Source organism: uncultured Bacteroides sp. (assembly GCF_937912035.1).
Taxonomy (GTDB): Bacteria; Bacteroidota; Bacteroidia; order Bacteroidales; family Bacteroidaceae; genus Phocaeicola.
Genome location: NZ_CALDPF010000062.1, coordinates 26133 through 51696, shown reverse-complemented (window position 1 = coordinate 51696; position 25564 = coordinate 26133). Strand labels below are relative to the sequence as shown.

19 protein-coding genes are annotated in these 25564 nt (G+C 42.0%); 2 read left to right on the top strand and 17 right to left on the bottom strand.

Translation table 11 applies throughout. The annotated features are described in order from the left end of the window. Positions 1 to 38 precede the first annotated feature (38 nt). The gene (gene purT, locus Q0486_RS16025) at positions 39 to 1208 is read left to right on the top strand and encodes a formate-dependent phosphoribosylglycinamide formyltransferase (protein ID WP_299235748.1); all 1170 of its coding nucleotides are present in this window, start codon (positions 39 to 41) and stop codon (positions 1206 to 1208) included. 172 nt (positions 1209 to 1380) lie between these two features. On the opposite strand, the gene ccsA is transcribed toward purT, so the two are convergent. The 4 genes from ccsA to Q0486_RS16005 form a co-directional block, all read right to left on the bottom strand. Next, the gene (ccsA, locus tag Q0486_RS16020) at positions 1381 to 3585 is read right to left on the bottom strand and encodes a cytochrome c biogenesis protein CcsA (RefSeq protein WP_299235746.1); all 2205 of its coding nucleotides are present in this window, start codon (positions 3583 to 3585) and stop codon (positions 1381 to 1383) included. Between the two features lie 72 nt (positions 3586 to 3657). Then, on the bottom strand, positions 3658 to 5334 hold the full coding sequence (locus Q0486_RS16015) for a di-heme oxidoredictase family protein (RefSeq protein WP_299235743.1): 1677 nt from the start codon (positions 5332 to 5334) through the stop codon (positions 3658 to 3660). A 19-nt stretch (positions 5335 to 5353) separates the two neighbouring features. Next, positions 5354 to 6544, bottom strand: a complete 1191-nt coding sequence (locus Q0486_RS16010; RefSeq protein ID WP_299235740.1) for an imelysin family protein — start codon at positions 6542 to 6544, stop codon at positions 5354 to 5356. Positions 6545 to 6583: 39 nt separating this feature from the next. Beyond that, positions 6584 to 7876 (bottom strand): hypothetical protein, encoded by a 1293-nt coding sequence (locus Q0486_RS16005; protein WP_299235737.1) that lies wholly within the window; start codon positions 7874 to 7876, stop codon positions 6584 to 6586. A 200-nt stretch (positions 7877 to 8076) separates the two neighbouring features. Between Q0486_RS16005 and Q0486_RS16000 the strand changes: the two genes are divergently transcribed. After that, positions 8077 to 8661 carry a DUF308 domain-containing protein gene (locus Q0486_RS16000; RefSeq protein ID WP_299235734.1) on the top strand — a complete coding sequence of 195 codons (585 nt, stop codon included), beginning with the start codon at positions 8077 to 8079 and terminating at the stop codon, positions 8659 to 8661. A gap of 43 nt (positions 8662 to 8704) precedes the next feature. Here the strand turns inward: Q0486_RS16000 and Q0486_RS15995 are convergent, their stop codons facing one another. The 13 genes from Q0486_RS15995 to Q0486_RS15935 all read right to left on the bottom strand — a co-directional run bounded on the left by Q0486_RS15995 (position 8705) and on the right by Q0486_RS15935 (position 25317). Beyond that, on the bottom strand, positions 8705 to 9556 hold the full coding sequence (locus Q0486_RS15995) for a helix-turn-helix domain-containing protein (RefSeq protein ID WP_299235732.1): 852 nt from the start codon (positions 9554 to 9556) through the stop codon (positions 8705 to 8707). Between the two features lie 189 nt (positions 9557 to 9745). Continuing rightward, entirely contained in the window at positions 9746 to 10429 is a 684-nt protein-coding gene (locus Q0486_RS15990; protein ID WP_154042916.1) for an MIP family channel protein, read from the bottom strand. An 89-nt stretch (positions 10430 to 10518) separates the two neighbouring features. After that, positions 10519 to 11025: a DUF1573 domain-containing protein gene (locus tag Q0486_RS15985; RefSeq protein ID WP_299235725.1), complete on the bottom strand. Its 507-nt coding sequence runs from the start codon at positions 11023 to 11025 to the stop codon at positions 10519 to 10521. Positions 11026 to 11040: 15 nt separating this feature from the next. Next, positions 11041 to 13146 carry a DUF4838 domain-containing protein gene (locus Q0486_RS15980; protein ID WP_299235718.1) on the bottom strand — a complete coding sequence of 702 codons (2106 nt, stop codon included), beginning with the start codon at positions 13144 to 13146 and terminating at the stop codon, positions 11041 to 11043. After that, complete coding sequence (locus Q0486_RS15975) at positions 13121 to 15967, bottom strand: tetratricopeptide repeat protein (RefSeq protein WP_299235715.1); 2847 nt, start codon at positions 15965 to 15967, stop codon at positions 13121 to 13123. Before Q0486_RS15975 ends, Q0486_RS15980 begins: the two co-directional genes overlap by 26 nt. 11 nt (positions 15968 to 15978) lie before the next feature. Beyond that, on the bottom strand, positions 15979 to 17406 hold the full coding sequence (locus Q0486_RS15970) for a glycosyltransferase (RefSeq protein ID WP_299235713.1): 1428 nt from the start codon (positions 17404 to 17406) through the stop codon (positions 15979 to 15981). Positions 17407 to 17427: 21 nt separating this feature from the next. After that, the gene (locus tag Q0486_RS15965; RefSeq protein ID WP_299235710.1) at positions 17428 to 18759 is read right to left on the bottom strand and encodes a hypothetical protein; all 1332 of its coding nucleotides are present in this window, start codon (positions 18757 to 18759) and stop codon (positions 17428 to 17430) included. A 140-nt stretch (positions 18760 to 18899) separates the two neighbouring features. Further along, positions 18900 to 19688, bottom strand: a complete 789-nt coding sequence (zupT, locus tag Q0486_RS15960) for a zinc transporter ZupT (RefSeq protein ID WP_299235707.1) — start codon at positions 19686 to 19688, stop codon at positions 18900 to 18902. An 86-nt stretch (positions 19689 to 19774) separates the two neighbouring features. After that, positions 19775 to 21379, bottom strand: a complete 1605-nt coding sequence (locus Q0486_RS15955) for an MFS transporter (RefSeq protein WP_299235701.1) — start codon at positions 21377 to 21379, stop codon at positions 19775 to 19777. Beyond that, positions 21376 to 22443: an HlyD family secretion protein gene (locus Q0486_RS15950; RefSeq protein ID WP_299235697.1), complete on the bottom strand. Its 1068-nt coding sequence runs from the start codon at positions 22441 to 22443 to the stop codon at positions 21376 to 21378. The genes Q0486_RS15955 and Q0486_RS15950 overlap by 4 nt, the downstream gene beginning before the upstream one ends. Positions 22444 to 22447: 4 nt before the next feature. Next, positions 22448 to 23764: a TolC family protein gene (locus Q0486_RS15945; protein WP_299235694.1), complete on the bottom strand. Its 1317-nt coding sequence runs from the start codon at positions 23762 to 23764 to the stop codon at positions 22448 to 22450. Beyond that, entirely contained in the window at positions 23745 to 24191 is a 447-nt protein-coding gene (locus Q0486_RS15940; protein WP_299235691.1) for a MarR family transcriptional regulator, read from the bottom strand. Before Q0486_RS15940 ends, Q0486_RS15945 begins: the two co-directional genes overlap by 20 nt. A gap of 238 nt (positions 24192 to 24429) precedes the next feature. Beyond that, on the bottom strand, positions 24430 to 25317 hold the full coding sequence (locus Q0486_RS15935) for a pyridoxamine kinase (protein WP_363318002.1): 888 nt from the start codon (positions 25315 to 25317) through the stop codon (positions 24430 to 24432). Between the last annotated feature and the right edge of the window lie 247 nt (positions 25318 to 25564).

Genomic DNA, 25564 nt, shown 5'->3' with positions numbered 1-25564 from the left:
TTATCTTTGTAGATATATAGACAAAAACTCTTATAATTATGACTAAAAAAATACTTTTGCTTGGCTCCGGAGAATTGGGAAAGGAGTTTGTAATTGCCGCCAAGAGATTGGGACAGTATGTGATTGCATGTGATTCTTATGCCGGTGCACCCGCAATGCAGGTTGCCGACGCATGTGAGGTGTTCAGTATGCTTGATGGCGATGCGCTTGACAAGGTTGTAGCAAAATATCACCCTGACATTATTGTACCTGAAATTGAGGCTATTCGTACAGAACGTCTTTTCCATCTGGAGAAAGAAGGTATTCAGGTTGTTCCAAGTGCAAGAGCCGTGAACTTTACTATGAACCGTAAGGAGATACGTGACCTTGCTGCAAAAGAACTGGGACTTAAGACTGCCAAATATTTCTATGCAAAATCATACGAAGAACTTAAAGAAGCTGCCGAGAAGATAGGTTACCCTTGTGTTATCAAACCATTGATGTCTTCTTCAGGAAAAGGACAGTCTGTAGCCAAAGGTCCGGAGGATCTTCAGTATTCATGGGATTATGGATGCAGCGGAAGCCGTGGCGACATCAAGGAACTCATTGTAGAAGAGTTCATCAAGTTCGACAGCGAGATTACACTTCTTACAGTTACTCAGAAGAACGGTCCTACATTGTTCTGTCCTCCTATAGGACATGTACAGAAGGGAGGCGACTATCGCGAAAGCTTTCAGCCGGCACGTATCGCTCCAGAACATTTGGCTGAGGCACAGCAGATGGCTGCAAAAGTAACTGAAGCCCTTACCGGTTACGGACTTTGGGGAGTGGAATTTTTCTTGAGCCATGACAATGGTGTTTATTTCTCAGAACTCTCACCACGTCCTCATGACACAGGTATGGTGACATTGGCAAATACACAGAACCTCAACGAATTCGAACTTCATCTGTATGCTATTCTTGGATTGCCTATACCTGGAATTACTCAGGAACACATCGGTGCAAGTGCGGTAATTCTTTCACCGATAGCAAGCAAGGACGCTCCTCGCTATAAGGGTATAGAGAATGTATGTTCTCAGCCTGACACATACTTGCGTATATTCGGTAAGCCATATACAAAACTTAACCGTCGTATGGGCGTAGTAGTTTGCTATGATAAGGTAGGAGGTGACCTTGATGCTCTCCGTGATAAATGTAAGTCGCTTGCAGCAAAGGTAGAAGTATATTGATACGTCTAAACGGAAAATAAACGGTTGTTAAATGCGTGCTAAACGCAGAACAAACAGCAATTGAACGCCCGCTGAACACTGGATGAATCCTGTGTACGGCGGGCGTTACTGTTTTAGGTAGCGTTTAGAAACCGTTTAGGCTCTGTTCAGATACCGTTCATCATCCGTTCGCTCACGCATAACTGTGCATCCCTCCAAGTATAAAGTTTACCCCGAAACAAGTAATCAGTACCGAGATAAAGGCCAGTATACAGAAACGGTGGAAGAACATCGGACTTCTGAAAGAACGGATAGATTCGGTATGTAGTGCTGCCGAGTAAATAAGCATGGTGATGAGTGCCCATACCTCTTTCGGGTCCCATCCCCAATATCTTCCCCACGACACGTTTGCCCATATAGCTCCGATAAATATTCCGAACACCAGCAGGAATACGGCTGGATAAAGGATTATACGGCTGCTGTCTTCCAGACTGTAAATATCATTGTCTCTTTTCCCGCTCCTGTGAAGAATTTCGGCAGATATTCCGTTCAGCATCATTATGGCAAACAGTGAGTAAGAAATCATGATGGACATAACATGTATGCTCAGAAGCGGTGATGACAGAACCGGCATAAGCGGTGTTATGGCAGGATTGCTGTCGCCCATCATTGCCACCAGCAGTGCGAGTCCGGAAATTATATATCCTACCGATACGGAATTATTCATACGCCTGTAGAAAATAATGCTGAACAGTATTGATACGACAGACATAATCAGCATAGTCTCAAAACCGTTCGAAACAGGTATGTGGCCGCTTATAATCCATCTCAGCGCAATAATCCCAGACACGTAGCCCAGGGTAGGGAACAGCATTATAAACAGACAGTGGTTTGTTCCGTTCTTTCTCTTTCCCTTTACCACATTATAAATCTGGAATATATAGCCGAATATACCTATTGTGAGGCAGAACATGGAGAGCAGTTTCAGATTGGCAAATGAATTGTATATCCTCTCTGCCTTGAATTCTGTATCCGATGGCAGCGAGTTCCCGGCTTCCTTTTTCTGAAATCCTATGATTTTGTCTATCAGTTTCTCTGCTCCGCTAAAATCTTTCATTGCCACTTTCTCTGCAATATAGTTCATGCTGTATCTTATGAACAGCCATTTGTCGCGTTCAATGTCCGATGGCAGATTGTCAGGAATGGAGTACCATGTATATGTACCTTTCTCATTGTCGAATGCCGGGTATATCTTCAGAAGATTTCCCGTACATAAAGAGCTTATCAGACTGAACTTCTCCGCTGCCTCTTCCAGTTCGCGGATGCGCTTTATGTCTTTTTCTGTTTTCAGCTGTTCGTCTATCTTAAATCCATTTCTTCCTATAAAGTCGGTCAGTCTGGCATACCTTCCTTCTATGCCCAGTACTTTCTGAACATATTTGCTTTTTATGCGGATAAACGGCTCCTCTTTCCAGTAGTCGTAATAGAAGAAACATCCTGTCAGTACCTGTTCAGCCGACAGCCCTTTATAACTTTTTCCTCCGTATATCTTTTTGGTGAAATCAGTGGCAAGGGTTTGCACTGGAGCAATTCGTCCGTTATGGTTTACGCGTATGTTTCCGAAGACTTCAGCTGTACCTGCAGGGAGAGTAGGTGGCAGTTTGTTTTCTGCAAATGATGACGCAAATGATATTGACAGTAATAAGCATGCTGCAGATATCCTCTTCTTAAAAACGGATTTCTTTTCAAAGAAGAACAGTATCATTGAAAGAAAGAGTAATATATATCCAGTGTAAGTGACGGCAATGCCAATCGGGTCGTGGCTTACGTATAGTGTGCTTCCCTTTCCGTCGGCATCATATCCCGACTGGTAGAAACGGTAACCTTTGTGTTTGAATATACGGTTCATCGAGACTGTTCCTTCTGTTTCCGAACCGTCGTGTATTGATATTGTGCTAATATAATTCATGGGTGTGGTTGTGCCGGAGTAATACTCTGTTCGGAATTCCTCTAGCGAAATGCTGAAGGGAAGTTTGTGTTCCGCTTCGTCTGTCGTCTTGAAACTCTGCTTGGGATTTTCGTCCATTCTGAGATGTATGCTACCTTGCAGTCCTGAGGTATGGGTTATGAATGCACCTGTCAGTATAACGATGAAGGAGGCATGCATACAGAAAGTGATTATCCGTTTATACAGTTTCCGTTTTATAATATAGACTATGCCGGAAATTGCAGCTGTGAACCATAATGCCATGAACAGTGGATTGGAATAGAAATGTCGGCTGGCAAATGATGTGCCGTTTGTCTTTTCTGCTATTGTGGCTGATACCATGATTATTATCAGCAGCGATATTGTGATGACGGTAGTGCGTTTGGAGATTTTCAGCAGTTTGTTGATCATATATAGCGAATGTCTGTTTGAAAGACCGTCCTCCGATGTGTCGATGGGAGGACAGTCTTGTATATTTATATCTTATATCGAATCGATAAACTTTACTATTGCATCTCTGTCTTCTTTTGACAATTCCCTGAATTTCTGTACGGTATAGTATGCGTCACTCTTTTTGTTTCCGTGCCACATAATCGCCTCTATTACGTTTCGTGCGCGGTTGTCATGCAGCCTATCCGCAGTAGCCGAGCCTGTACATCTCTGGTGAAGTCCTCTTCCCCAAAGCGGAGTCGTTCTGCACCATCCCGTACGGATATCGTTCACCATGTAAAGCTTGTGCTGAATCAAGTCTGAGTAAGGCCATATCTTCTGGTTAGGATATTTCGGGAGGCGGCTGTCGCCTTTGCTGAAAACACCGTTAGGGTCGTAGAAATTATCGTCACCTGTAGTCCATGACGGTTTGTGGCAGTATGTGCAGCCTATCTCTTCGAACAGTTCCTTACCTTTCAGTACATCCGGGTCGTCAACGTTTCTTGCTGCCGGTACTGCAAGACCTCTGTGCCATACCATGAAGTCTACGTAGTCTTCGTCGCTCATTTCCACGTCAAGTTCTTTCGAGGTGAGATAAGCAAGTATTGCAGCCTCGATATCAGCCGGATTTTCGCTTGCCGGATGCCATGTAGGATGATTCTTTTCGGGATCTGCCTGCTCGATATAATCCTTGTATCCGGCCTGTACTTCAGGATCCTTTGCAGAATATTGTGCGTATGTTCCTGCTGCGTCAAGGTAGTGGTATCTTCTGTTTGTTCTTGTCACGTTTGTGATATTCCACAAGGCGTTTGTTCCTGCGGCGTCCTGCAGAGGTCCGCGGCTAAGGGCGTATGTGAACTTGAACGGATGCTCTTCCTTCACTGTTCCTGGGAGAACATCTGTATCCTTTGAGTTGCTGTATTGTTTCACCCATTCGCCGTTCTTGAAAAATGCCGGATTTATACCGTTGGGCAATATTCCATCGGCTTCCTGTTTGGCATATTCGGCTTTCAGATCTTCGTCCGAAATGGCATCAAGAAGTCCTGTACCGTAGATACCGATAGTTGACTCAAGTCTTACTGCATAATCCTCAATTTGCGTATATCCTTTATTATATACGTATATAGCTTCTTTAGGAATTGTAACTTCAGGATATTGCAGCTCGTATTTCTCGCCGTCTGGAAATGTATTGTTCCATTCGTCCGTGTGGTTTTTCCATTCTACAGTTATCTTGCTTTCGTCCAGCGGAGCCTTGAACGGTTCCACGGCATGTGTCTGTGGCATACCGGCAAGCCAGCTTACGTAAGCGTCTGTCTGAGGGTTATAAACTACAAGCAGACATCCGTTTCCTATGCTGTTTGTTTCGAATGTTCCGGCAGAAAGTCTCTTACCGTGTCCGTATCCTGGATGGCAGTGTATGCACGATGTACGTATATACACAGGGCCTAGTCCGCTTCTCACTCCGTTGTGATTACTCATGAAAGGTTTCTCAAACAGTGCCTCTCCGTTCTTGAACTGGCTGTCCATACCATTCAGTTCTACGGCAGGAGTAGGCTGTTCTAGGGCATTCGAGGTGGCTAGAAAAGCTGTGCCTAACTCACCGCCGGTGTAATACCATTCAGGAAGTTCTCCGCTCTGGTTCTCGTTGTCCGGTGTGTCGTCTGTATTGTCCTGACATGCAGTCAGTCCGACGAGCAATGCGGCACAGGAAAGTATATAATGTTTCTTCATATACTGTAAATATTTATTATTAATTTTCAGTCAGAATTTTAGATGCCTCGCTCAGTGCATTTGAAACTTTAGCTACTGCGTCTATGGCGTTTTTTGTAGTCTGGCTTGTAGCATTCTTGGCAAATGGTTCAGGTATTTCTTCTATAGCTGATATGGCAGATGTTATCGCATCTTTTACCGCTTTATCCTTTTCTGCATTGACTGATGCAATGAAGTCGCTTACAGACTTGTCACCGTCATTGCTGCCTTCGTATGCGTTCTTGATGCTTCGTATATTGTCTGCAAAGTCAACAGTAGAGTTGAGGCTGTAAGGTGACTCTATATAGTTCTTGTCCTCTTCGCTGCTTCCGTTGGCAGGGCGTCCCATTTTCTGTTCTGCCACTTCGTCTGCAATGTCGATACAGCCCTGAAGTATTTCCTGGGCGGCATCAGTGTAGTTTACGTATTTGCTGCCGCCCTGACCGGCATTGAGCATGCTTTCTCCGTAGTTGAAAGTCGGTTCAAGTTCGTTGTCGGTAAGTATGGTCTGTTTCTCAGATGATACATTGTCTGTTCCTGCCCATGATGCTTCGAGACGTACGCATTGGAAACACAGATCTTCAGCTACAGCTGCCATATAAATCATCTGGTTTTTGTTCAATGAGTTTACGTCTCTTGCCGATGACTGGTCGCCTGACGCGTTAAGCTGGAAAAGCATATATTCGATAGCATGGAAACCAAGCAGACCATATCCCAGATTTGCACTTACGTATGCTCCACCTCCTTCACCGATAGCGTTCATCATGCCCTGGTTGTTGAGCAGCTGTTCCAAAGCCACCTTGTCAAGAGGCCATGAGTCGATATGCGGGTCTATGTTATAATCGGCTGCTGCGCCGAAAAGAAATGCTTCGCTCAGTTCCCAGTATCTTCTTGATTCCTTCCAGTAGTTGCCTGCTTCTGTGATTTTTGCCTGAGCTCCATCCTTGTCGCTGTCGAACTTGTCTTTCGCTTCATTACATGCATTCATCAGTTTGATGGCTGCATCAGCCATACTCTTATATGTGGGGATTACAGTGTTTTTTACGTAAGGAGTAACGGCATCCTTCAGAGTCTGTTCTTTTGCAGACAGGTCGTCTGTGTTTTCACCATTGTTGTCATCGCACGATGTGATTGATGTTGCCATGATAGCACTCATTGCTATAACGGCAGAAGTCTTTAAAATACTTTTCATTTTAGTTGTTGAATTAAAGTTATACATGTTTGTTATTGATTATCTTGTGAAGAATCCTGCGTAGGCTATGCCGAGCGATATAGCGGGTTCGTTATTGTAAACATCTTTCAGAATTCCTATTGAATATTCCCCCTTGATGACAATCTGTTTCATTGGGAAATAGTTGATACCTGCTGCTATGCGGTTTCTTCCGCAGTATTCGTATTTCAGTCCGTTGGTTTTGTGCATTGAGTCATAGTAATCGTATCTTCCGAAGATGTAGAATTTCTGACTCTTTGCCCTTGTCTTTTCGAACTGAGAGAAAAGGTCGTATCCGGCTTCTATTCCTGCGGCAATGGCGTCAGATGCTACTGCCTGTTTTGGGGAAGGGGAGTTGCTGCTCATTCCCATATTGTATTCGCTTATCAGCTGAGCGTCGGACAGATGACCATAGTCGAAATTACCTCTTACTATCCAGTTGTGGCCGTTATATCCGAAGTCGAATGCTCCTATAGCCACTGTACCTCTTACGTTCTTGAACTTTTCTTTCTTGCTTCTGCTCAGAGTGTTGCTGAACGAGTTACCTACATATCCGCTCACTGAAAGTCGCAGTCCTTTAATCGAGTAATTATCCACTCTGAAAGCTCCTGCCATTGCATTAGCAATCTTGAATTCGTATGGACTTCCTGCTCCGCCCTGAATCCAGTTCATACGGTTGAAACGGTCGGAATCAAGTCCGGGCAGTAACATGGCCTCGTATCTCCATTTTCCTGCCTGTCCCCAAAGACTGATTCCTGTTTCGTGCCATGTACAAGGCATGATGGTGTTTTCTCCCTCCGGACGATAGACTCCGAAGAATTCTGTTGGCATATGATGCTGGTTTGTCCCTCCCACAGGTACTATGATATGTCCCATTTTGATATTGAACTCCTTGCAGAAAGATTTCTGAATCCAGAACTGTTCGAGTGCCACCTCACCTCCACGTTCTATTTCGCTCTCGTATTCGCCAGCTTCTTCCTCTTCTATTTCTACGGCACTTTCGGTTCCTCCGTGTTCTATTTCTATTTCACTTCCCAGTGACCATCCTTTGCCAAAATTATATCCCACATAGAAAACAACATGTGGCAAGTCAAATCTGCCGTGACTTTCTTCGGAGTAGTTCTTTGCATCCGTGTACCTGAGATAGTTGTCGCTGAAAAAGTTTCTGCTGTAGGCAGCCTCGCCATATCCTCCGAAGGTAAGTCTGCTTTCTTTTTTTTCTTCTTTTTTGTCTTCTGCACCGTTGTCGGCAAATGCGGCATTGAGTGTTAGGGCCGAGAAAACGGCTGTAAATAAGATTTTTCCAGTTGCCATGATTTTATGTCCGTTTTATAGTTTTTAAGTCATGGCAAAGGTATCCGCTTTTCTATGTAACGTCAATACCTATAAATTGGTAAAATTATACTTAAAAATACCTATATGTAGGTATTCAAATCAATCAAAATGCAGATAATTTTGTTTTTTAGTCAATAAATACTTAAATTCGTATTTATAATAAAAACAAAATTTTGGTTATGAGAAACTTTAATTACTATGCATTGAGCAGTATATGTGCTCTTATAATAGGTATTCTGTTGGTGGTATGGCCGGGCGAAGCCGTACGCTATCTTGTGATAACAATTGGAGTTTTGTTCCTGCTACCAGGACTTATAGGTGTGTTTGGATATTTTGCAACGGCAAAGCGTAGGGAAGAGGCAGGAATAAAATCGGTATTTCCTGTTGCTGCAGTGGGTAGTGCTTTGCTGGGATTCTGGCTTATGATTATGCCTGACTTTTTCATTACCACACTGATGTATGTACTTGGAGTTTTGTTGGTGCTGGCAGGACTTTCGCAGTTGTTTAATTTCATCTCGGTGCGCAGTATCACCAGAGTGCCGTTCCTGATGTATGTTATTCCTGTGTTGGTGTTATTGGCAGGTATAGTGGTCTTGGCAAATCCGTTCCAGGTAGCGACACTTCCTTTTACGATACTTGGTGTTTCCGCCATAGTCTATTCACTGACTGACCTGATAAGGCTGATCCGCTTCAAGAAAAAAGTAATGAAAGAAGAGGAAAACATAGTCGATATAACTCCTATAGAAGAGATTAAGGACAAATAAAAAAAGGAAATGCAATGTTGATGAGACATTGCATTTCCTTTTTTTATAATTCAGTGTTTCTGTATTGCTTAGGCGACATGCCTGTATATCTTTTGAAATATTTCCCGAAGAACGAGATGTCAGGGAAGTTCAGCGAGTAGGCTATTTCCTGAATCGTCATTTCTGTTGATTTCAGTTTTGCTTTCGCATCATTTATAATGAATGAAGATATGATGTCTGTCAGGGTCTTTCCCGTAATCTTCTTTATTGTAGTGCTAAGGTGTTGAGGCGACAGATGCATCTTGTCAGCATAAAAACTTACGTTTCTTTCCGTATGATAGTTCATTACCACAGTTCTGACAAGTTCTTTCACTATTTCCTGGTTTCTGTTATATTGCTGGTTTACACTCTTTCCGTTCTTTATAAGGTTTCCAAGTCCCAGAATCAGCTGGGTGAAAGTCAGTGCTGCCTGCTCCTGTGTTACAATGTTGTTCGAAATGTTTTTTGCTTTGATAATTATCCTTAAGTAACTATACATAAGGTCAAACGCCTTTTTGTCAAGTTGCAAAACAGGCTTTTCGAATATAAAAGGAGTGTATTCTATCGATTTTGAGAATAATGACGAACTCCTTACAAGTTCGGTAGCAAATCCGGTAAAAATGAATTTACAGTCATCGCTCTGCTCCAATATCTGAAAATAAAGGTCCGGCAGCAAAATAAGCAATGTCCCTTTTTTCATTGTATATTGTGTGAGATGTACTGTTATTGAACATGTTCCCTGGAAACATAACAGAAACATATATCCCGGAACCTTTGATGGAGCCTTGAACAGATGTTTGATATTTCCCGTAATATCCATTCCTGCCATCAGGTCTATGTTTTGAGGTATATAATCCAGTTTTTCTAAATGTGTCATATTTTATGCTCGTTTCTATATAGAGCAAAATTACTTTATTATATAATAAATCCCAAAAAAAGACCCATTTTTCTTTATTTCTGCCCTTTTATTTTATTGTAAATGTATTTGAGAAAGCAAAAACCCCTGTATTGTAACGATACTTTTGTTGCAATACAGGGGGGACTTGATATTAAATGACGGGACTTTTTAACGTTTGCCTCCGCCTATGAATTTCCAAACCAGTGAGCTGAATGCCGCACCAACCAACGGTGCTACTATAAACAGCCAGAGCTGGCTAAGTGCCTGTCCGCCTTCCATAATTGCCGGACCTATACTTCTTGCCGGATTGACAGATGTTCCTGTAATAGGAATACATACAATGTGTATCAATGCCAGTGTGAGTCCGATTGCAAGTCCTGCCATGTTCCCGGCACCTTTTTTCTCGTCAGTAGCGCCCAATACCACTAGGACGAATATGAAAGTGAATACCGCTTCGGCGATGAATGCCTGTGCTGTTTCTCCGTTGTCGAAAGTGTTGGCTCCTGTCATTGTAGGTCCTGCGTGTCCGCCGGTTCCAACCAGTATCGACAGTATCATTGCTCCTATGATGGCTCCGATAATCTGGAACACTATATACATAAAGGCGTCTTTTGTATCAATCCTGCCACTTATCCATGCTCCGAAAGTGATGGCAGGGTTTATGTGGCATCCGGAAATGTTTCCAATACAATATGCCATAGCTACTACTGATAAGCCGAAAGCTAATGCAACTCCGATAGTTCCTGTTCCTGCACCTACGATGTCGGCTGTACCGCCGGCGAATACTGCACTACCACATCCAAGCAATACAAGGACCATAGTGCCTAATAGTTCTGCAATGTACTTTCTCATGACTTAATTAAATTTAAAGTTAAAAAACTACTATTCCACAATATACGGTTTTATTTTCTAAATATGTAATATTTATAAGCATTTAACTTTTATCTGTCCTTTGTAACGGAGTCAACGTAATAGTTTTTCTTGCCTGATGATGTGTTCTTCTTGAATATATTTTTCTTTTCTCTTTCTTTATACAGTACTTCATAATCTTCAGTATAATCGCTGCCCGGTACAACATTCACATCAAAATAAAGTTTGCAAATGCTTGAATTCTCAAAATTGCCATATAGCAGAATTTCATGTTCTACATATCCGATGTTTTTCGAACTGTCATACTCGAAGTTTATAACAGCCTTTTGACCTTCAGGAATAACTCTTCTCTTCTCGTCAGTAGCGATGCATCCGCATGTGGTCTGTATTTCGCTTATTACCAGAGGCTCTTTTCCTGTGTTTTCAATTTCGTAACTTAATGTCAGTATTTCGCCTGTCATTATAGGATAATAATGTCTCACTGTGTCATTGATTCTGACGCTGGTAGGTTTCAGTTCAGTGCTGCATCCGTATATTACTGATAGGAATACAATAATGATTATGTTAATGGTTTTCATATTTTTACTGATTGATTAATATAATACATCAATTTCATCTATAGCCATTTGAGGTTTGTGGCCTTTGTAAATGAGTATTCTGAACTCTTTACCGGCTTCAATGTCTGATAGGTCTATGTCCGCCTTTATTGTTGAAAAATCGTTTATGGCTTTGTTGTTTAAAGTCCACGTACCTTTTAAGGCATTGTTCTGAAGCACTTCAATTTTAGACGGAGGGCTGATTTTCCATTTTGGAGCATTAAGGAATAACAGTTCAAGGCTTATTTGTTTATTTGAACCTTCGAAAGTTACGTTGATTTCGTTTATGTCCTTTTTTAAGATAATCCAGTGTGTGTGATAGTCCGAAGCCGACCCGTAATATCCGTCCGTAAGTTTCTTTCTATATTCATTCTCTTTTATAGATATTCTGTTGCCTTCTTTTTTCCTGTAATAAGTGTTTTTCTCCCATGCTTCAATATATTCTGAGATGTTTCCATACGCTTCTCTGTATTTAATCATGTTCTTGAAATACTTATATCCCTTCAGAAGTTCGATATATTCATTTGTTTTCTCCTTGTCCTTTGTTTCATCCTTGTAATATCCGCTTCTGATTATTTCAAGTTGAGTATAGTTAAGGGCAGTAAGCAACATATTAAGTTTTTTCCTTTCCTCGTCAGTAGCTTTTTTCGATGTACGGTCAAGCTCCGTATAGAAAATTCTGAAGTCATTCGGGTTTAGATAAGTGTCAAGAGCCTTGTCTATTCCCGAATACCATTCCAGTGTGATATTATTATCTTTTACTTCTGATTCAAGCCTTGAATAATAGTCATATATCACTTTGCCGCTTTGTGGATAGAAATTGTCAAGATATTTTTTGCTCATAGCCATTACGTCAATATCCGTATTTTTCAGCAGGGATGATATGATATAGGTATGCAAGTCGTCGAAAGTGGAGTAGTCGTCACCGCTGCCGTTGTAGAATATACCGTATATACCAAGGCTTTTAAACCATTTCAGCCTGTGCTGTATGCTCATGAGGCAAGGGTAGGGAGTTAAGTAGTCATCGAAATTCCTCATATAGTCCCAGATTATTATCTTGTCTGTCACGGCCTGCCATTTGCCGAGATTTGCTTTCCATCTTGAATATTCCGCAGAGTTGAGGCTGTTCATGTTCAGCGGTAAGTCTATCGCGCTTATTATCACTCCGGCATTTTCCGGAAGCTTATCCTGCGGAGCTTCTGAAGTGGTGTTATACGCAGAAGTGTAAAAATGATGATAGGGAAACATTTTTGCCAGTTTCATTATGAGTGAAGTCACAGCCGGAGTGGCAGACTTGTCTGTGTTTCCTGCTTTCCTGCATTTTTCGCAGGTGCATACTTCCATGTTGTCATTAGGTATTATGGAGAACCATCCTGTGTTTCCGTCATTTCCGTTGCCGTAAGAATCTGTTATGTATTTCGAGACAGCTTTCATAAGTGATTCGGAAGAGAAACAGAACTGGGTGGCTGTCTTTTTTCCGTTTACCGTAGCCAACGCATCCGCCGGTATTTCTTTATCATTGAATACCTTTTTCAGATTGTGTCCCCATAATCCCCAGTCATAGTCAACATGCATATCTCCGCTTAATGCTATCCTTTCCGTATCCGACATGGCAGACGAATATATACTTCTGTATGCAAAATCGAATTCCCTGTTTGTATTTGTAAGGTCTATTATTGCAGGATCAAGATCCATTGTGCTCCATCTGTTGTCGTATTCAGCTATTTTGGCTATACACTGGTATACAAGCCATAGCATGATTTTCTCCGACGATGCAGTTAGTGTCAGTTCGTTGTCTGCAGTATTTATAGAATAGTCATATTTTGCGTGACTGTCTATATGAATATAAATGTTCAGGACTCCTTTCTTATTCGTTTTCCTGTTTCCGATTATAGATTTGTCCTTTATTCTGTTTCCTGATTGAAGAAGCATGTATTCTGCCCATTTATTGTCCATACGGCTGTTGTCGTCTTTAGGCATTATGGAGTATCCGTCCAAGCCTGAAATTGCGATTTCGGTCTTGGCCTTACATGAAATGCTGACTGCCGACAGAAGCAGAATAATGAAAGCCAGATATTTAGAAACTGAATATGATATGTGCATAAATGTCGTATAGGTTTTTATAGTTGGTAACGGCAATGTCTGAGGTTTCACTGTTGTTTTCAGACTGATTGTAGAAGTAGTGGAAAGATGCGGTAAGCCCCAAAGAAATGTTCTGGCTAACCATGTAAACTCCACCAATACCCAATGAGGCATTAAGATTTTCGAAGCTGCCTGGCATTAGCTTGTCAACGAAGTCAATTTCAGGTGCCGTACCTATCCCTGCCGATACCAGAATGTGCGTATTTCTGTCGTAGGTAGGGTAGTATTTAAATTGGGAATTCAGGTTGAAGTACATGCTTTTGTTTAGCATGAAAGCATCAAGATTTGTGTTTACTCTCCATAAATCGCGATAGACATTACCGGATAGTCTCAGGTTATACATGTTGCCGGATTTGTTGCTCAACACTATATTTGCCGGGGTATAGTTCTTTCTGTAGCCTACAGTTAGTCCCAACTCAAAATCTTTCGGGAACGTATAGAAGGCACCGGCCTGACCAAGCCATGTAGGGAATATGCTGCTTGATGCCGCCATTCCCAGAACTGTTGCCCATCTTTCGTTGAAAGTATGTCCCCAGTCTATTCTTAGTTGTGCACCAGTGTTTCCCGATTCCGTAATTGTTTCTGAAGATACTTTATCGTAGTTTCTGCAACTTATGTTGACGGTTGATGTTATGTAGTCTCTTTTCATTTTACGTGAATAAGCGGCAGATATTATAGTATTAGGTCTGTTCCCGTCAGAGTACCATCCGGACAGGACATCGGCAGAAATAGTGTTTCTGTATCCTCGGTTCTGTACTCCGTAAAGTTTCCTCTTGTATTCCTTAATCCATAAAGTTTCCGGTTTATATTTGGAATATGCAGTATATGCTGATTTGTAGTCACCTTTCATTTCGTATGCTTTGCCTTCAAGCAGAAGCAATTCCTGATTGTTACTGTCAATATTTTTTGCACGTTCTATAATGGATAATGCTGTATCAGCGTCTTTCATCTTCAGATATTCCTCCGCCCTCATTTCTGCGTTTGCCGAGTATGCCGATGCCAGTTCCTTGTTGCCGGACAGGGAGTCAACCCAGCTTTCAAGAAGGTTCATTCCTCCCTGATAGTCTTTTTTGCGATATAATGAGGCTGCCTCTTTCTGTACGAAAAACTGTTCGTCGGGGAAAAGTTCTCTTCCCTTGGCTATAAACCTGTCCGTTTCGTCATACATTTCCAATGCTTCCGAAGTACTTACAGCACACATCAGTCCGTTTTGTGATGACGAGACTTTTTCTGTCCAGTTTTTGCTGACAGTATATGCCTTCTTCTCTGCTCCGGCTTCGGTGAGTCTTTTCACATAGTCCAATGAAATATTATCGTATGTTTCCGTATTACTGTTTCCGGTTCTTTCCAGTTCGGATATTGCCATGTCCGATTTGCCCATTCCGTAAAGAGCCTCTGCCTTCTGTGCTGCATAGATCAAACTGTTGTTCTCTGAATTTCTGAAAGAATCAATGAGCTCTATAGCCTTTGCATTCTTGTTGCTTTCCAGATAGCAATACAACAGCTTGTTTATTATTGATGATGAGATTTCCTTGTCTTCGGAATAATCCAATGCCGATTCCAGATTAGGAATAGCCTCATCAAACATATCGTTGTGCATATACTCGTCTGCGATCTCTGTCTTCATCAGTGAAAGTTCGTTTTTCATCTCACTGTCATCAGGATTCATGCGGACATATCCTTCAAGTTTTCCTATTGCGGCTTTTCTGTTGCCTGTTCTTTTCAGAATAATGTATTCCTTATACAGTATTTCAGGACTGTTCCCGTATCTTTTTCTGTTTTCCGACAGATAGTAGAGGGCATCGTCGTTATATCCTCTTGAAATAGATATATTGGTGAGATAGTCAAGAGCCTCTTTCGATTTTTTCGATTCGTATATCCTGCCATACAGTGTATATGGGTCTTTCCAGTTCTCGCTTCTGGCGGCCTCGATCATCAGATCGTCCGCAACCGGTAACAGTTCTCTTGAACTGCTTTTCTGCAGTAATCCCACAGCATCTCTGCTATATCCTCGTTCTGCCATTATTTCGGCTTTTTTTCTTAGCAGTTCATTGTCGCCTGGGAAATACTCAAGCCCCTGTGACAGCGTGGCTACCGCTTCTTCCGAGTGACCTTGTTGCAGGAGAAGATTGGCAAGATCCAGATAATATGTCTTCTCTTTGTTCTTATGGCCAATGAGTTTCTTCAGTGCAGCCACAGCTTCATCCTTCTTGCCTTCCTTCCTTTTATCGATATAAATCTCTTCAAGTCTGTTAGTGTAATCATTTCTTACCGTACTGTCGTTGGGAAATATTGTATACAGGCGGTTCAGCAACCTGTCGGCTTCCGTATCATTGCCTTGTTTTCTGTATAGTCCTATCTTCTTTTTCCATAAAGTCTGGTCGTACGGATATTGCTCAAGCATTTCGTTTACATAGCATATTGCGCTTGAAATGTTTCCTGCTTCCTCCTCCAGTGCAACCATCTGCTGTTTTGCCAGATAGTTGTCGTAGTCCTGTTGTATGGCCTTTATCAGGAAATACCTGGCGTTGTCCGTTTCCTTTTTCTGCAGAAAATATGTTCCTGCCCATCTGTTCAGATCGGTGTCGTTCGGATATAGCTTTAACGCCTCGTCGAGAATTATCTTTACACTGTCCATATTGTTTTTCTGGTAAAGTGATTTTATCATCTTGTCGTATTCTTCTGCAGTCTTGTTGTAGCCGTAGGCATAAGTGTGGTTATAGGCTGCCGGAGATATGGATAGAATTATTGTAGCGACTATTATTCTGATATTAAGTTTCATAAGGTTGTGATTTAGTTTGTTGTTTCTTTTTTGGCAAATCCCTTTCTTGTCATTTCACCCCATACGGCTTTCTTGCCAAGCAGATAGTTCCAGTATCCTCTTATGGAGAAGAATACCACCATCGGGTGATAGATGAAAGGCTCTGCAAGCGCAGCCATCAAGATCCATAAATAGGATTTTACGGTTTTGTATGATCCTCCTATAGTATAGTCGAATGATATGACCACAATAGAAAGCAATACACAGAAAGTATATATTGCCAAAAACATTATAAGGGCATATCCCCAGTTTATCGCTCCGATAACGGTCAGGAAAATGAATGTAAAGAAACCGAAGAATTCGATTACAGGTGCAAGAAATTCAAAAATAAACAAGTAAGGTAAAGTTATTTTACCTAGTCTGCTGTATTTCCAGTTGCCCACTATTCTCCTGTGGTTATAAAAAGTCTGTATCAGTCCGCGTCCCCATCTGATACGTTGTCTGGACAATACCTTCAGGTTGCCCGGTCCTTCAGTCCAGCAACAGGTATATGGTATCTGTATTACTTTATATGGTAGTTTGGCTTCGCAACAGTATGCCACCATTCGTATAAGCATATCCATGTCTTCGGCAAACGAGTCCGGGCTATAACCTCCGGCTGATATTACAACGTCTGTTTTGAAAAGTCCGTATCCTCCGGACACATTTGGCATGGCATTGATAGTTGACCACCCCATCTTTCCGATAAGGAACGACCGCATATATTCCAAAGTCTGAAACAATGGTATCAGACGGTGGGGTGGGTAGGCTTCTATTATCTGTCCTTTCTCTACCTTGCATCCGTTGGACAGTGCCATTGCGCCACTCACTGCTATAATGTTTTCCTGGCTTAACAATGGCAGTATACATTGGAAAATGGCATCTTTGGCCAATATACAGTCAACGTCGGTATTAATGAAATACGGGAAGGAGGCCGCATTGAGTCCGGCATTCACAGCATCGGCCTTGGTTCCTCCGTTCTCTTTATCCACTACCTTCAGTTTGGCGAACTCCGGCCTTGTGGACTTGAACATCCTTTTGTAAGGTTTGGTTTTCAGTTGTGCGACGTATGCGTATGGCACCTCTACCAGATCGAAGTTGTCTATCAGTTTTTGCAGTGTCCCGTCCTTACTTCCGTCGTTCACGATTATCACCTCAAACAAGGGATAGTCCTGCGCCAGCAGCGAATTTACATTCTCTACTATGGTCAGCTCCTCATTGTATGCCGGAGCTACAATTGATACTCCCGGAGTATATGGACTTCTTTTTATCAGATCCTTTGCATACGATTCAAGATTGTTCCTTTTGCTTCTGAGTATTGATATTTCTGCCAGCCACATTAAAATTACGTATGATATTATCAGTCCTAACGAATATATGAATATTGTGTGTCCGTAGAAGCTTATTATAAATTCTTTCATATTATTCTTTCCATTTTAAAATTAGTTTATACTGTGCAGACTCAGTTTTTCTCTGTTTATGATATTGTCCTTTACGTGTAGGAACAGAATCTCGTTTTTGCTGTCTGTTGTTTCCTGCATCGCTTCCAGCTGTGCTTTACCTTCATTGCCTGCCTTCCATAAACACTGCAAAGCCATTCGTTTTGTGAGTTGTGATGATGTACTGTAAAACGCTTCCCTGAAGAAACTTATTGATGTCTCAGGCGATATTGCCGACAGGGTATATAGAATAAGTCTTTTGATGTTTTCCGGTTGTTCATAATAAATGTCTTTAAGCTTGCTTTCTTCTCCTTTTGTCTTTCTTAGGGTTATGCTTTCCAGAACAGATCTCACTACAGACTCCTTTTCAGAATCAAGATATTCTTTCAGATAGTCCATTTCTTTGTCCGTACCCCAATATGCTGTTTCCTTTATAAAGAATTCTACAGCCGAGTCGTTGTTTATCTGTTTCATCGCAGGTATGAACGACGGAAGAGATTTGTCGGCTTTCCTGCAGTCATCGAATATCTGGTGTGTCTCCATCATGTCCCATATCGGGAAATTGTTGTTCCCGTCTTTTCTTTCCATGTATCTGAAAGGATCTTCGTCATTACTTATGATATAATAAAGGCGGGCAGCTTTCTGCAGATCTTTGTCCCTGTGGTTGATTAATCTTGTTATATAGCTGTCGGCAATATTTATCTGTAGAAATCTGATAGCCTGTATTACTTTCAGCTTTTCCGAGTCTTTCCCTTTCACAAGTCTTTCTTCCATGAATTCCTGAAAATTGAATGCTTTTGTGGAATTCTGAATGTTCTTTATACTGTTAGGACTGATTGCTATATCCATTTTTAGTTCCAGGAAAAGGTCTATTAGTAATATTTTTTCAGAATAGGTGAAGTTGGAATCATCATTCAATTCCAAAATATCTTTAATTTCTTTCTCACTTATTTCCTTGTCCTGCGTACATATTTCTTTAAGTTTTTCAAAGTATTTTTCTTTTATGTCAGAATAGTTTTTCTGTATTGATTTTTTCCTCCTTACATCCCAGAACAGGATATAAAGCAGTATTATAAGGGCGAGACTCGAAATCTGTATGATTGAATAGGAAGTACGCACAGCCCACGGCAATTCTTTGTAGAATCCTGTTATGGAATACAGATAATGCTTCATATAGTCACTGTTGGCTATACGTATTTCCTTTTCCCAAGGCTTGTTTATAACGTATTCGGAAGTATCAACAGTGTGGTTGTTGTTGAATATACTCATTAGTATGAATATAATTACGGCAACTGCCAGGATAAAGAATGTAGTGCGTTGTTTATTGATTTTCATAGTTATAAGTTGTATACAAATAAGACAAAGGCTGTAAGTTGTTACTCTTAATAGAAGAGAATTACAACTTACAGCCATTAACAAAGATATGGATTTAAATTTATTTTTCCAATATTTTCATAAAGTTTTCTATAATATTCTTATATCAGCAACAGGCTTACCGCCATTATTGCCATACCGGAGATTACACCGGTAATTCCCCAATGGTGATGTCCGTACTTTTCTGTGCTTGGCAGCAGCTCATCGAATGATATATATACCATGATCCCTGAAACCAGGGCAAGGAGCAGCGCATTGATTGAAGGAGTCCAGAACGGTATGAGGAAAAGTATTCCTATCAGTGCACCGATAGGTTCAGCCATTCCCGACAAGAATGAATACCAGAATGCCTTCCTGCGGCTTCCTGTGGAGTGGTATATAGGAACAGACACAGCCACGCCCTCAGGTATATTATGTATGGCTATTGCAAACACAATAGGTATGGCTATTTCAAGGTCGGTTAGTGCCGATGTAAATGTTGCGAGTCCTTCCGGGAAATTATGTATTCCTATGGCAAGTGCCATCATCACTCCCGTCCGCTTAAGTTTCTTGTCATTACATTGCGATGAATGTATCTCATGCGGATTCTCATCTTCAGGAACCAGGAAGTCTATAAGTGCTATAAGCCCTATACCTATGAAAAAGGCCAGGAGCATATATACCGAAGCTTCGCGTTCGCTGTATATTCCGCTGAGCAGATGCACGGATTCCGGCATAAGCTCCATGAATGATACATAAATCATTACTCCTGCCGACAGTCCCAGTGACGCCGACAGAAACCGTGTGTCTGTCTTTTTCGACAGCAATGCTATAAGGCTGCCTATGCCGGTTGACAGTCCGGCTATCAGTGTAAGCCCGAAGGCCAACAGCATGTCGTTGTTGGTTATCATCTTTATTTGGTTTTTAATTATATCCTGCAAATATAATAACCATATATTCCGGAAAAAAGTTTGATGAAATAATAATTTTTTTCACATCACACCATATCTTCACCCGTATGTATTACAGGCACGCGTACAGTCTTATGAAAAGGAATGAAGCGGGATATGACGGCAATTACGAGAGTAACCGCAAACAGCCATCCCAAAATGTGTTTCAGAGCCAATAGTGTGGACTGTTGCTGCAGAATATTGTTCATCGTATTTGTTGCCAGTTGTGTGGCTTCGTTTATTCCATATCCTTGTTGCAGATTGCCTGTCAGTGCCGATGAGTAGCGTGATGCGGCAAGAGGGTCGGTCAGTGTGATATTCTCGGCCAGCTGCACCATGTATTTTTGCTGCAGCCGGTATAATGTATTGCTGTAGAAAGCCGATGCCATGACAGGTGTAAGTACCGACCGGAAAGTAATGAGGAAAAATGCGTTCGACAGCAGGTATTTGGGTGGAAGATCCTCTACCGCAAAAAGTGCAAATGCTATTATCAGAGTGAGCATTCCCAGACCACGCATGAAGAGAGGGAAAAACAGCATCTCGTATGTACTGTCGGGTGAGATGGTGAAATACAGTGACCCGAAGAAAAACGCAAAGCATGCCATGCCTCCGGCTATTAGAAACCTGAAGCGCCATCTTTGCCAGCGGAACCACCAGAAACATATTATGGCACCTACTATATATCCGGGCAACAGCCATATATAGAGTGTATAGCTGTGCGTATTGTCAACTTTCAGTATGGTGGTGAGATAGCTTGTCATCAGATTGGTCGAAGTACTGAAAAACATTATCAGTATCATATAAAAATATCCCAGTATGGCTTTCCACTGCAATAGTGGTTTCAGGCTTACGTATGGCTTGGGCGAATGGAACTGTTCCCATATGAACAGGGCAAGCAGAATTGGTCCGATGGCTATATACAGGCAAATCCTCGACGATGCCATCCAGTCAAGTGTCTTGCCGTATGTTATTACATATATCAGCATCAGTATGCTGGTGGATATTATAAGCATTTCGCGAAGATGCAGTTCGCTCAGCGCTACAGGTTTCGAAGGACGGTCGTGGCGTAGAAATACTATGATGGCAACAATGGCCACCAGCAACAGTATCATCATGAAATAATACATGTATTTCCAGTCGTAATGATATGCCAGGAGTGCTGTTACTACCATTGACAATTGTCCAGCTCCGAAAACCAGAGGATAGAAGTACGCATAGAATTCGCTGCGCACATCATTGGGGCTGAATATGAATTTTATTCTGCGTATGACCCACAGCATGATGAACCCTTTCAGGAAGCCTATGACGAAACTTGAGGCTATAAGCAGTTCGATGTTGTTCTGTCGCGCGCAAAACCAGCTCAAAAAGAATTGCAATGTCAGGTCTGCCAGAAGCAGGGATTTCGATGAGAAGGCGTTCAGAATTTTTGGTACGATGGGGTAGGATATGGCCATTCCTGCCGAAGCGGCATAATATCCTATGGTTATATCCTCGGTATATACGCCCAGGGTGTTCGATACTTCTACTATGCTTCCCGTGTAAGTCCCGTTAAGCATTGCTACAGGCAGTATAATCAGGAATACTGTTATTACTCCTATATAGTCGGGCACCCAGCGGCGTATCGGAATGTCTAATTCGCGTGCAGTCTTCATCGTTTCTTCAATGCTTCGGTTTCAACCATCATGCCGGCGCGTAACTGACTCATGCATTCGTCGCTTACGTCGTCAAGATCAATCCTGACAGGTATTCTCTGCTGTACCTTAACGAAATTTCCGGCGGAGTTGTCGGTAGGTACAAGTGAATATTTTGAACCTGTGGCTTCGGATATTGCCGTAACATGTCCGTGAAGTATTTTTCCCGGCAGTCCGTCAACCTTTATCCTTACCGGCTGTCCTATGTATATGTTTTCTATTTGAGTCTCACGATAATTGGCAGTAATCCATTTTCCTGACTGTCTGACAATGTATGACAGAACTTGTCCTGCACTTACGTATTGTCCGGGCTCAAGTGTGCGCCGTCCCATGTAACCGGAGTATGGAGCAGTGACTACAGTATATGAAAGGTTCAGGTTTGCCAGATCAAGGGCAGCTTCCGCACGAAGGATACTTGCCTCGGCATTTACCTGTTTTTTGTTTGCCTCGTCATATTGTGATCTTGCCGCTTCTTTTTGGCTTAACAGTGCTGTGTATCTGGCCTGCGCAGCTTCGTAATTGGCTTTAGCCACGTCGTATTGCTGTCGTGGCACGGACTCTTCCTTCAAAAGCCGTTCGTATCTTCTGAAATCCTGTTCGGACTGCCATAACTTAGCTTTGGCTTCCGCTATGTTGGCTTCCTGTTCCGCTATGCGGGTCTGCGATGTCTGTATGCCCGATGTAAGTACATCCTTCGAGCCTTGGGCGTCAAGAAGTGCCGCACGTGCCTCTTTCTGGCGTATCAGGTATTCATTGTTGTCAAGCACTACCAGTGTGTCACCTTCGTTTACGAATTGGTGTTCTTTGAAACGTATCTCGCTTATGTATCCCGACACACGTATATTTACAGGTGCGATGTATTGATCTACAAATGCGTCATTTGTTATTTCATAACTGATATATCTCCTGAAATAGTTTACTGTCCATATAAGTCCGGAGACAGCTATTATCAGACATACCGTATTGAGTACGATGTTGCGCAGTTTTTGTTTTCTCAAACGTTTGTATTTGTTATAGACAGACATGGCTTTATATATTTCCTATTGCTCGTTGTAGTTCATAATAAGTATAAATCACTCTTGTGCGTGCCGTAGTGAGTTCCAGTTCGGCATTAAGCCGTAGATTGTCGGCATCCAGCAGGTCTGTGAGGATTGCAAGCTGGTTAAGATACCTGTTGTTCATAATCCTGTAATTCTCTTCAGCCTGTTTCACTGACAGTCTTAATGCTTCCACGCGGTTTATCGCCTCGTGGTGTTTCAGCAATGCGGCATTTATGTTAGTGCGGATATGCTGTTTTTGCTGTTCCTCGGCATTCCGGCTCAGCATTACTCCACGGCGCGCTTCGTTCATGCGATGTTTGTATTTGTACAGCGACGACAATGAATAACTTACCGACAATCCTATGTTCCAGTTGTTGTTATACATATCTGCCAAGGTTCTTGAAACCGGTCTTGCCAGAGTGTTTGAAGCCGTGAGTGAAAGTTGAGGCATTTTTTCAGCCTGTACTATTCTGACGTTGTTCTGTGCCAGCTCAGTCTGCTTTTGCAGCACTTGTATGTACGGGTCGGAAAAGAAAGCCTTGTTTACGTATTCCGTATATGATTCTGTCACGAAATCCTGTCCCAGTAATGCTGTATCAGGTATCAGCAGCAATGTCTCGTCCAGACCTAGCAGGATGTCCAGCTGCTGTGAAACCAGACGTATGTTGTTTTCTGTTTCCGTAAGCGACAGCCTGTTTTCTGTCAGTTGCATTTCGCTTCTCAGCACATCGTTATTAGTTATCAGACCTTCTTCCTCCATGCGTCGGATATCTTTCAGTCTTCTTTTTGATTCGTCTATGTTTCTGTTCAGCACCATGCATTGTTTGTACAGACTGAACAGGCTGAGATATTGTTCCAGAAGTGATAATTTAATGTCGGCACAGTTTGTGGCTGTTTGCAGTATTGCCACTTCATGTTCAATGTTTGCCTTGCGGACATTGTATTTTATTCGTCCTCCCTGATATAAAGGTTGTGTGAAGTCGATGGCATAATTCTGTTGCCAGTCCGGTGTCTGCGGACGGCTTGGATTGCTCAGTCCGTTTTGCCACACAATGGGTTGTCCCAGGAAACCTCCCTTTAATCCTATCCCTATGTCGGGGAGTTTTGCCATGTGTGCAGTCTGTGTACGTTCGTATGCCATTTGTTCTTTCAGCCTGTCGGCAGAGAGTTGCAGGCTGTTTTCCGTTCCCAAATCGAATAGTTGTTGCAGCGATATATGCATAGAGTCGGTTTGTGCATGTCCTGTTATTGCATACGCTGTGGTCATAAATAACGGTAAGATATGTCTAGTAAGTTTCAATGGCATGTTGGAGTTCTTTTAGCAGTATTTCTGTCTGACGTATTTTTTCTTTTCCTATTATATCTTCAAGTCTTTTGTAGTAATCGTCTAGTTTCGGTGCTATCCATTGATGGAATTTTTCACCTTCTTCCGTAAGAAAGACCAGTTTGTTACGCCTGTCGTTAGGATTTTCCTGTCGGCATACATAACCTTTTTTTTCCAGATTGGTCATCAGATTTGTCAGGCATGCCTTGTCTTTAGCCGTTCTTTCCGCCAGTATCTGCTGGCTTATGCCTTGTTCGTTCCACAGGCAGCTCATAATCTGCAGCATTTCGAATGTTATTCCTGCATTTGACTCTTTCAGCAGTTTCTGCATCGCCTGTCGTGATGCCATACGTGTACGGATAAGTTGCAGGATACATGCCCTTGAAATAACTTTTTCGTTTTGATTCATCGAATTAAGTTTTTGTATTCGTGCTACAAAAGTAATTCTTTTTATTCAATTAGTCAAATATTTGACTAATTTTGCCGACTTATACATTTTAAAAAAATGGACTGTCATTCGACTTTAAATGACAGTTCATTTCAAATCGAATGACAGGACGTTTTGAAGTGGAATCTTTAGAATAAAATTATCAATGAAAATTAATACGGTAGTATCGGCAGTTATTGAAGAAGGTGAGGATATATTGTCATTCCAAAACCTCATAACTGCTTATCTGAATGGGCATGTCAAGATTATGAAGCACCTTTTCGAGTATAATTCCATCAAGATTGTTGTATTCGTAACCAAATGTGGCACGTATGCCCTGGAGGATGAATTGGGTGGCCCTGTCGAGTGCAATAGGAAGACTGTCACCCTGCATAAGTGAACCGGTAATGACACTTGTAAATGTATCTCCGGTGCCGGGATAGTGTGCAGGCAGATAAGGACATGTCACTTTCCAGTATCTGTTGCCGTGACGGTTGTATGCGAATACTGATGTGGCATGTGTGTTCTCAGGTACAGGTACGCTTGTAGCTATTACAATGTCGGGTCCCGCATCGGAAAGTCTCTTGAGATAAGATTTCATTTCCTGCACTGTAACCTCGCTTTTGTATTCCATGTCCAGGAGCTTGAATACCTCCGTCATGTTTGGAGTAATCACATCGGCATATCGTATGAGTTTCTTCATTTCTGTAACCATGTCTTCAGTGATTCCTTTGTAAAGATTGCCGTTGTCGCCAAGCACTGGGTCTACTACTACCATGTCTTGTGGGCGGCGGAATTTCGATATGAAATCTTCAACTATCTTAACCTGCTGGGGAGAACCAAGGTAACCGGTGTAGAATGTATCGAACCTCATGTCGAGCTTTTCCCAACTTTCTATTATTCGTTTCATCTCTTCAGTAAGATCGAGAAAAGAGTAGTGTGGATATTGGGTATGAGCTGAGAGGACTGCCGTGGGTAGGGGACATACCTGTATACCCATGGATGAAAGAATAGGGATTACCGCCATGAGCGATACTCTTCCGGCTCCGGACAGATCGTGTACCGCCACTACACGCTTGACGTGGCTCTGAAGATATGTTTTCTGCATGCCGGAACCCGCTACGGATGTATGTGATGTGGAGACTTTTTTCTTTTTCATTCCTGATTTCTGCCATGCGGCTTTTCGTGCCTGATATTGCTCGTATTTGTTTTCTATATAATTGTCTGCCATATTCCTTTTTTTAATGTTGTCGCTACAAAGTACGTCACTTTTTGGGCTTAAGACAAATATTTTGCGATTTTTCTGTATGAATACAAATTAAAGCTAGAAAAATATCTTTCATACGACAATTCTA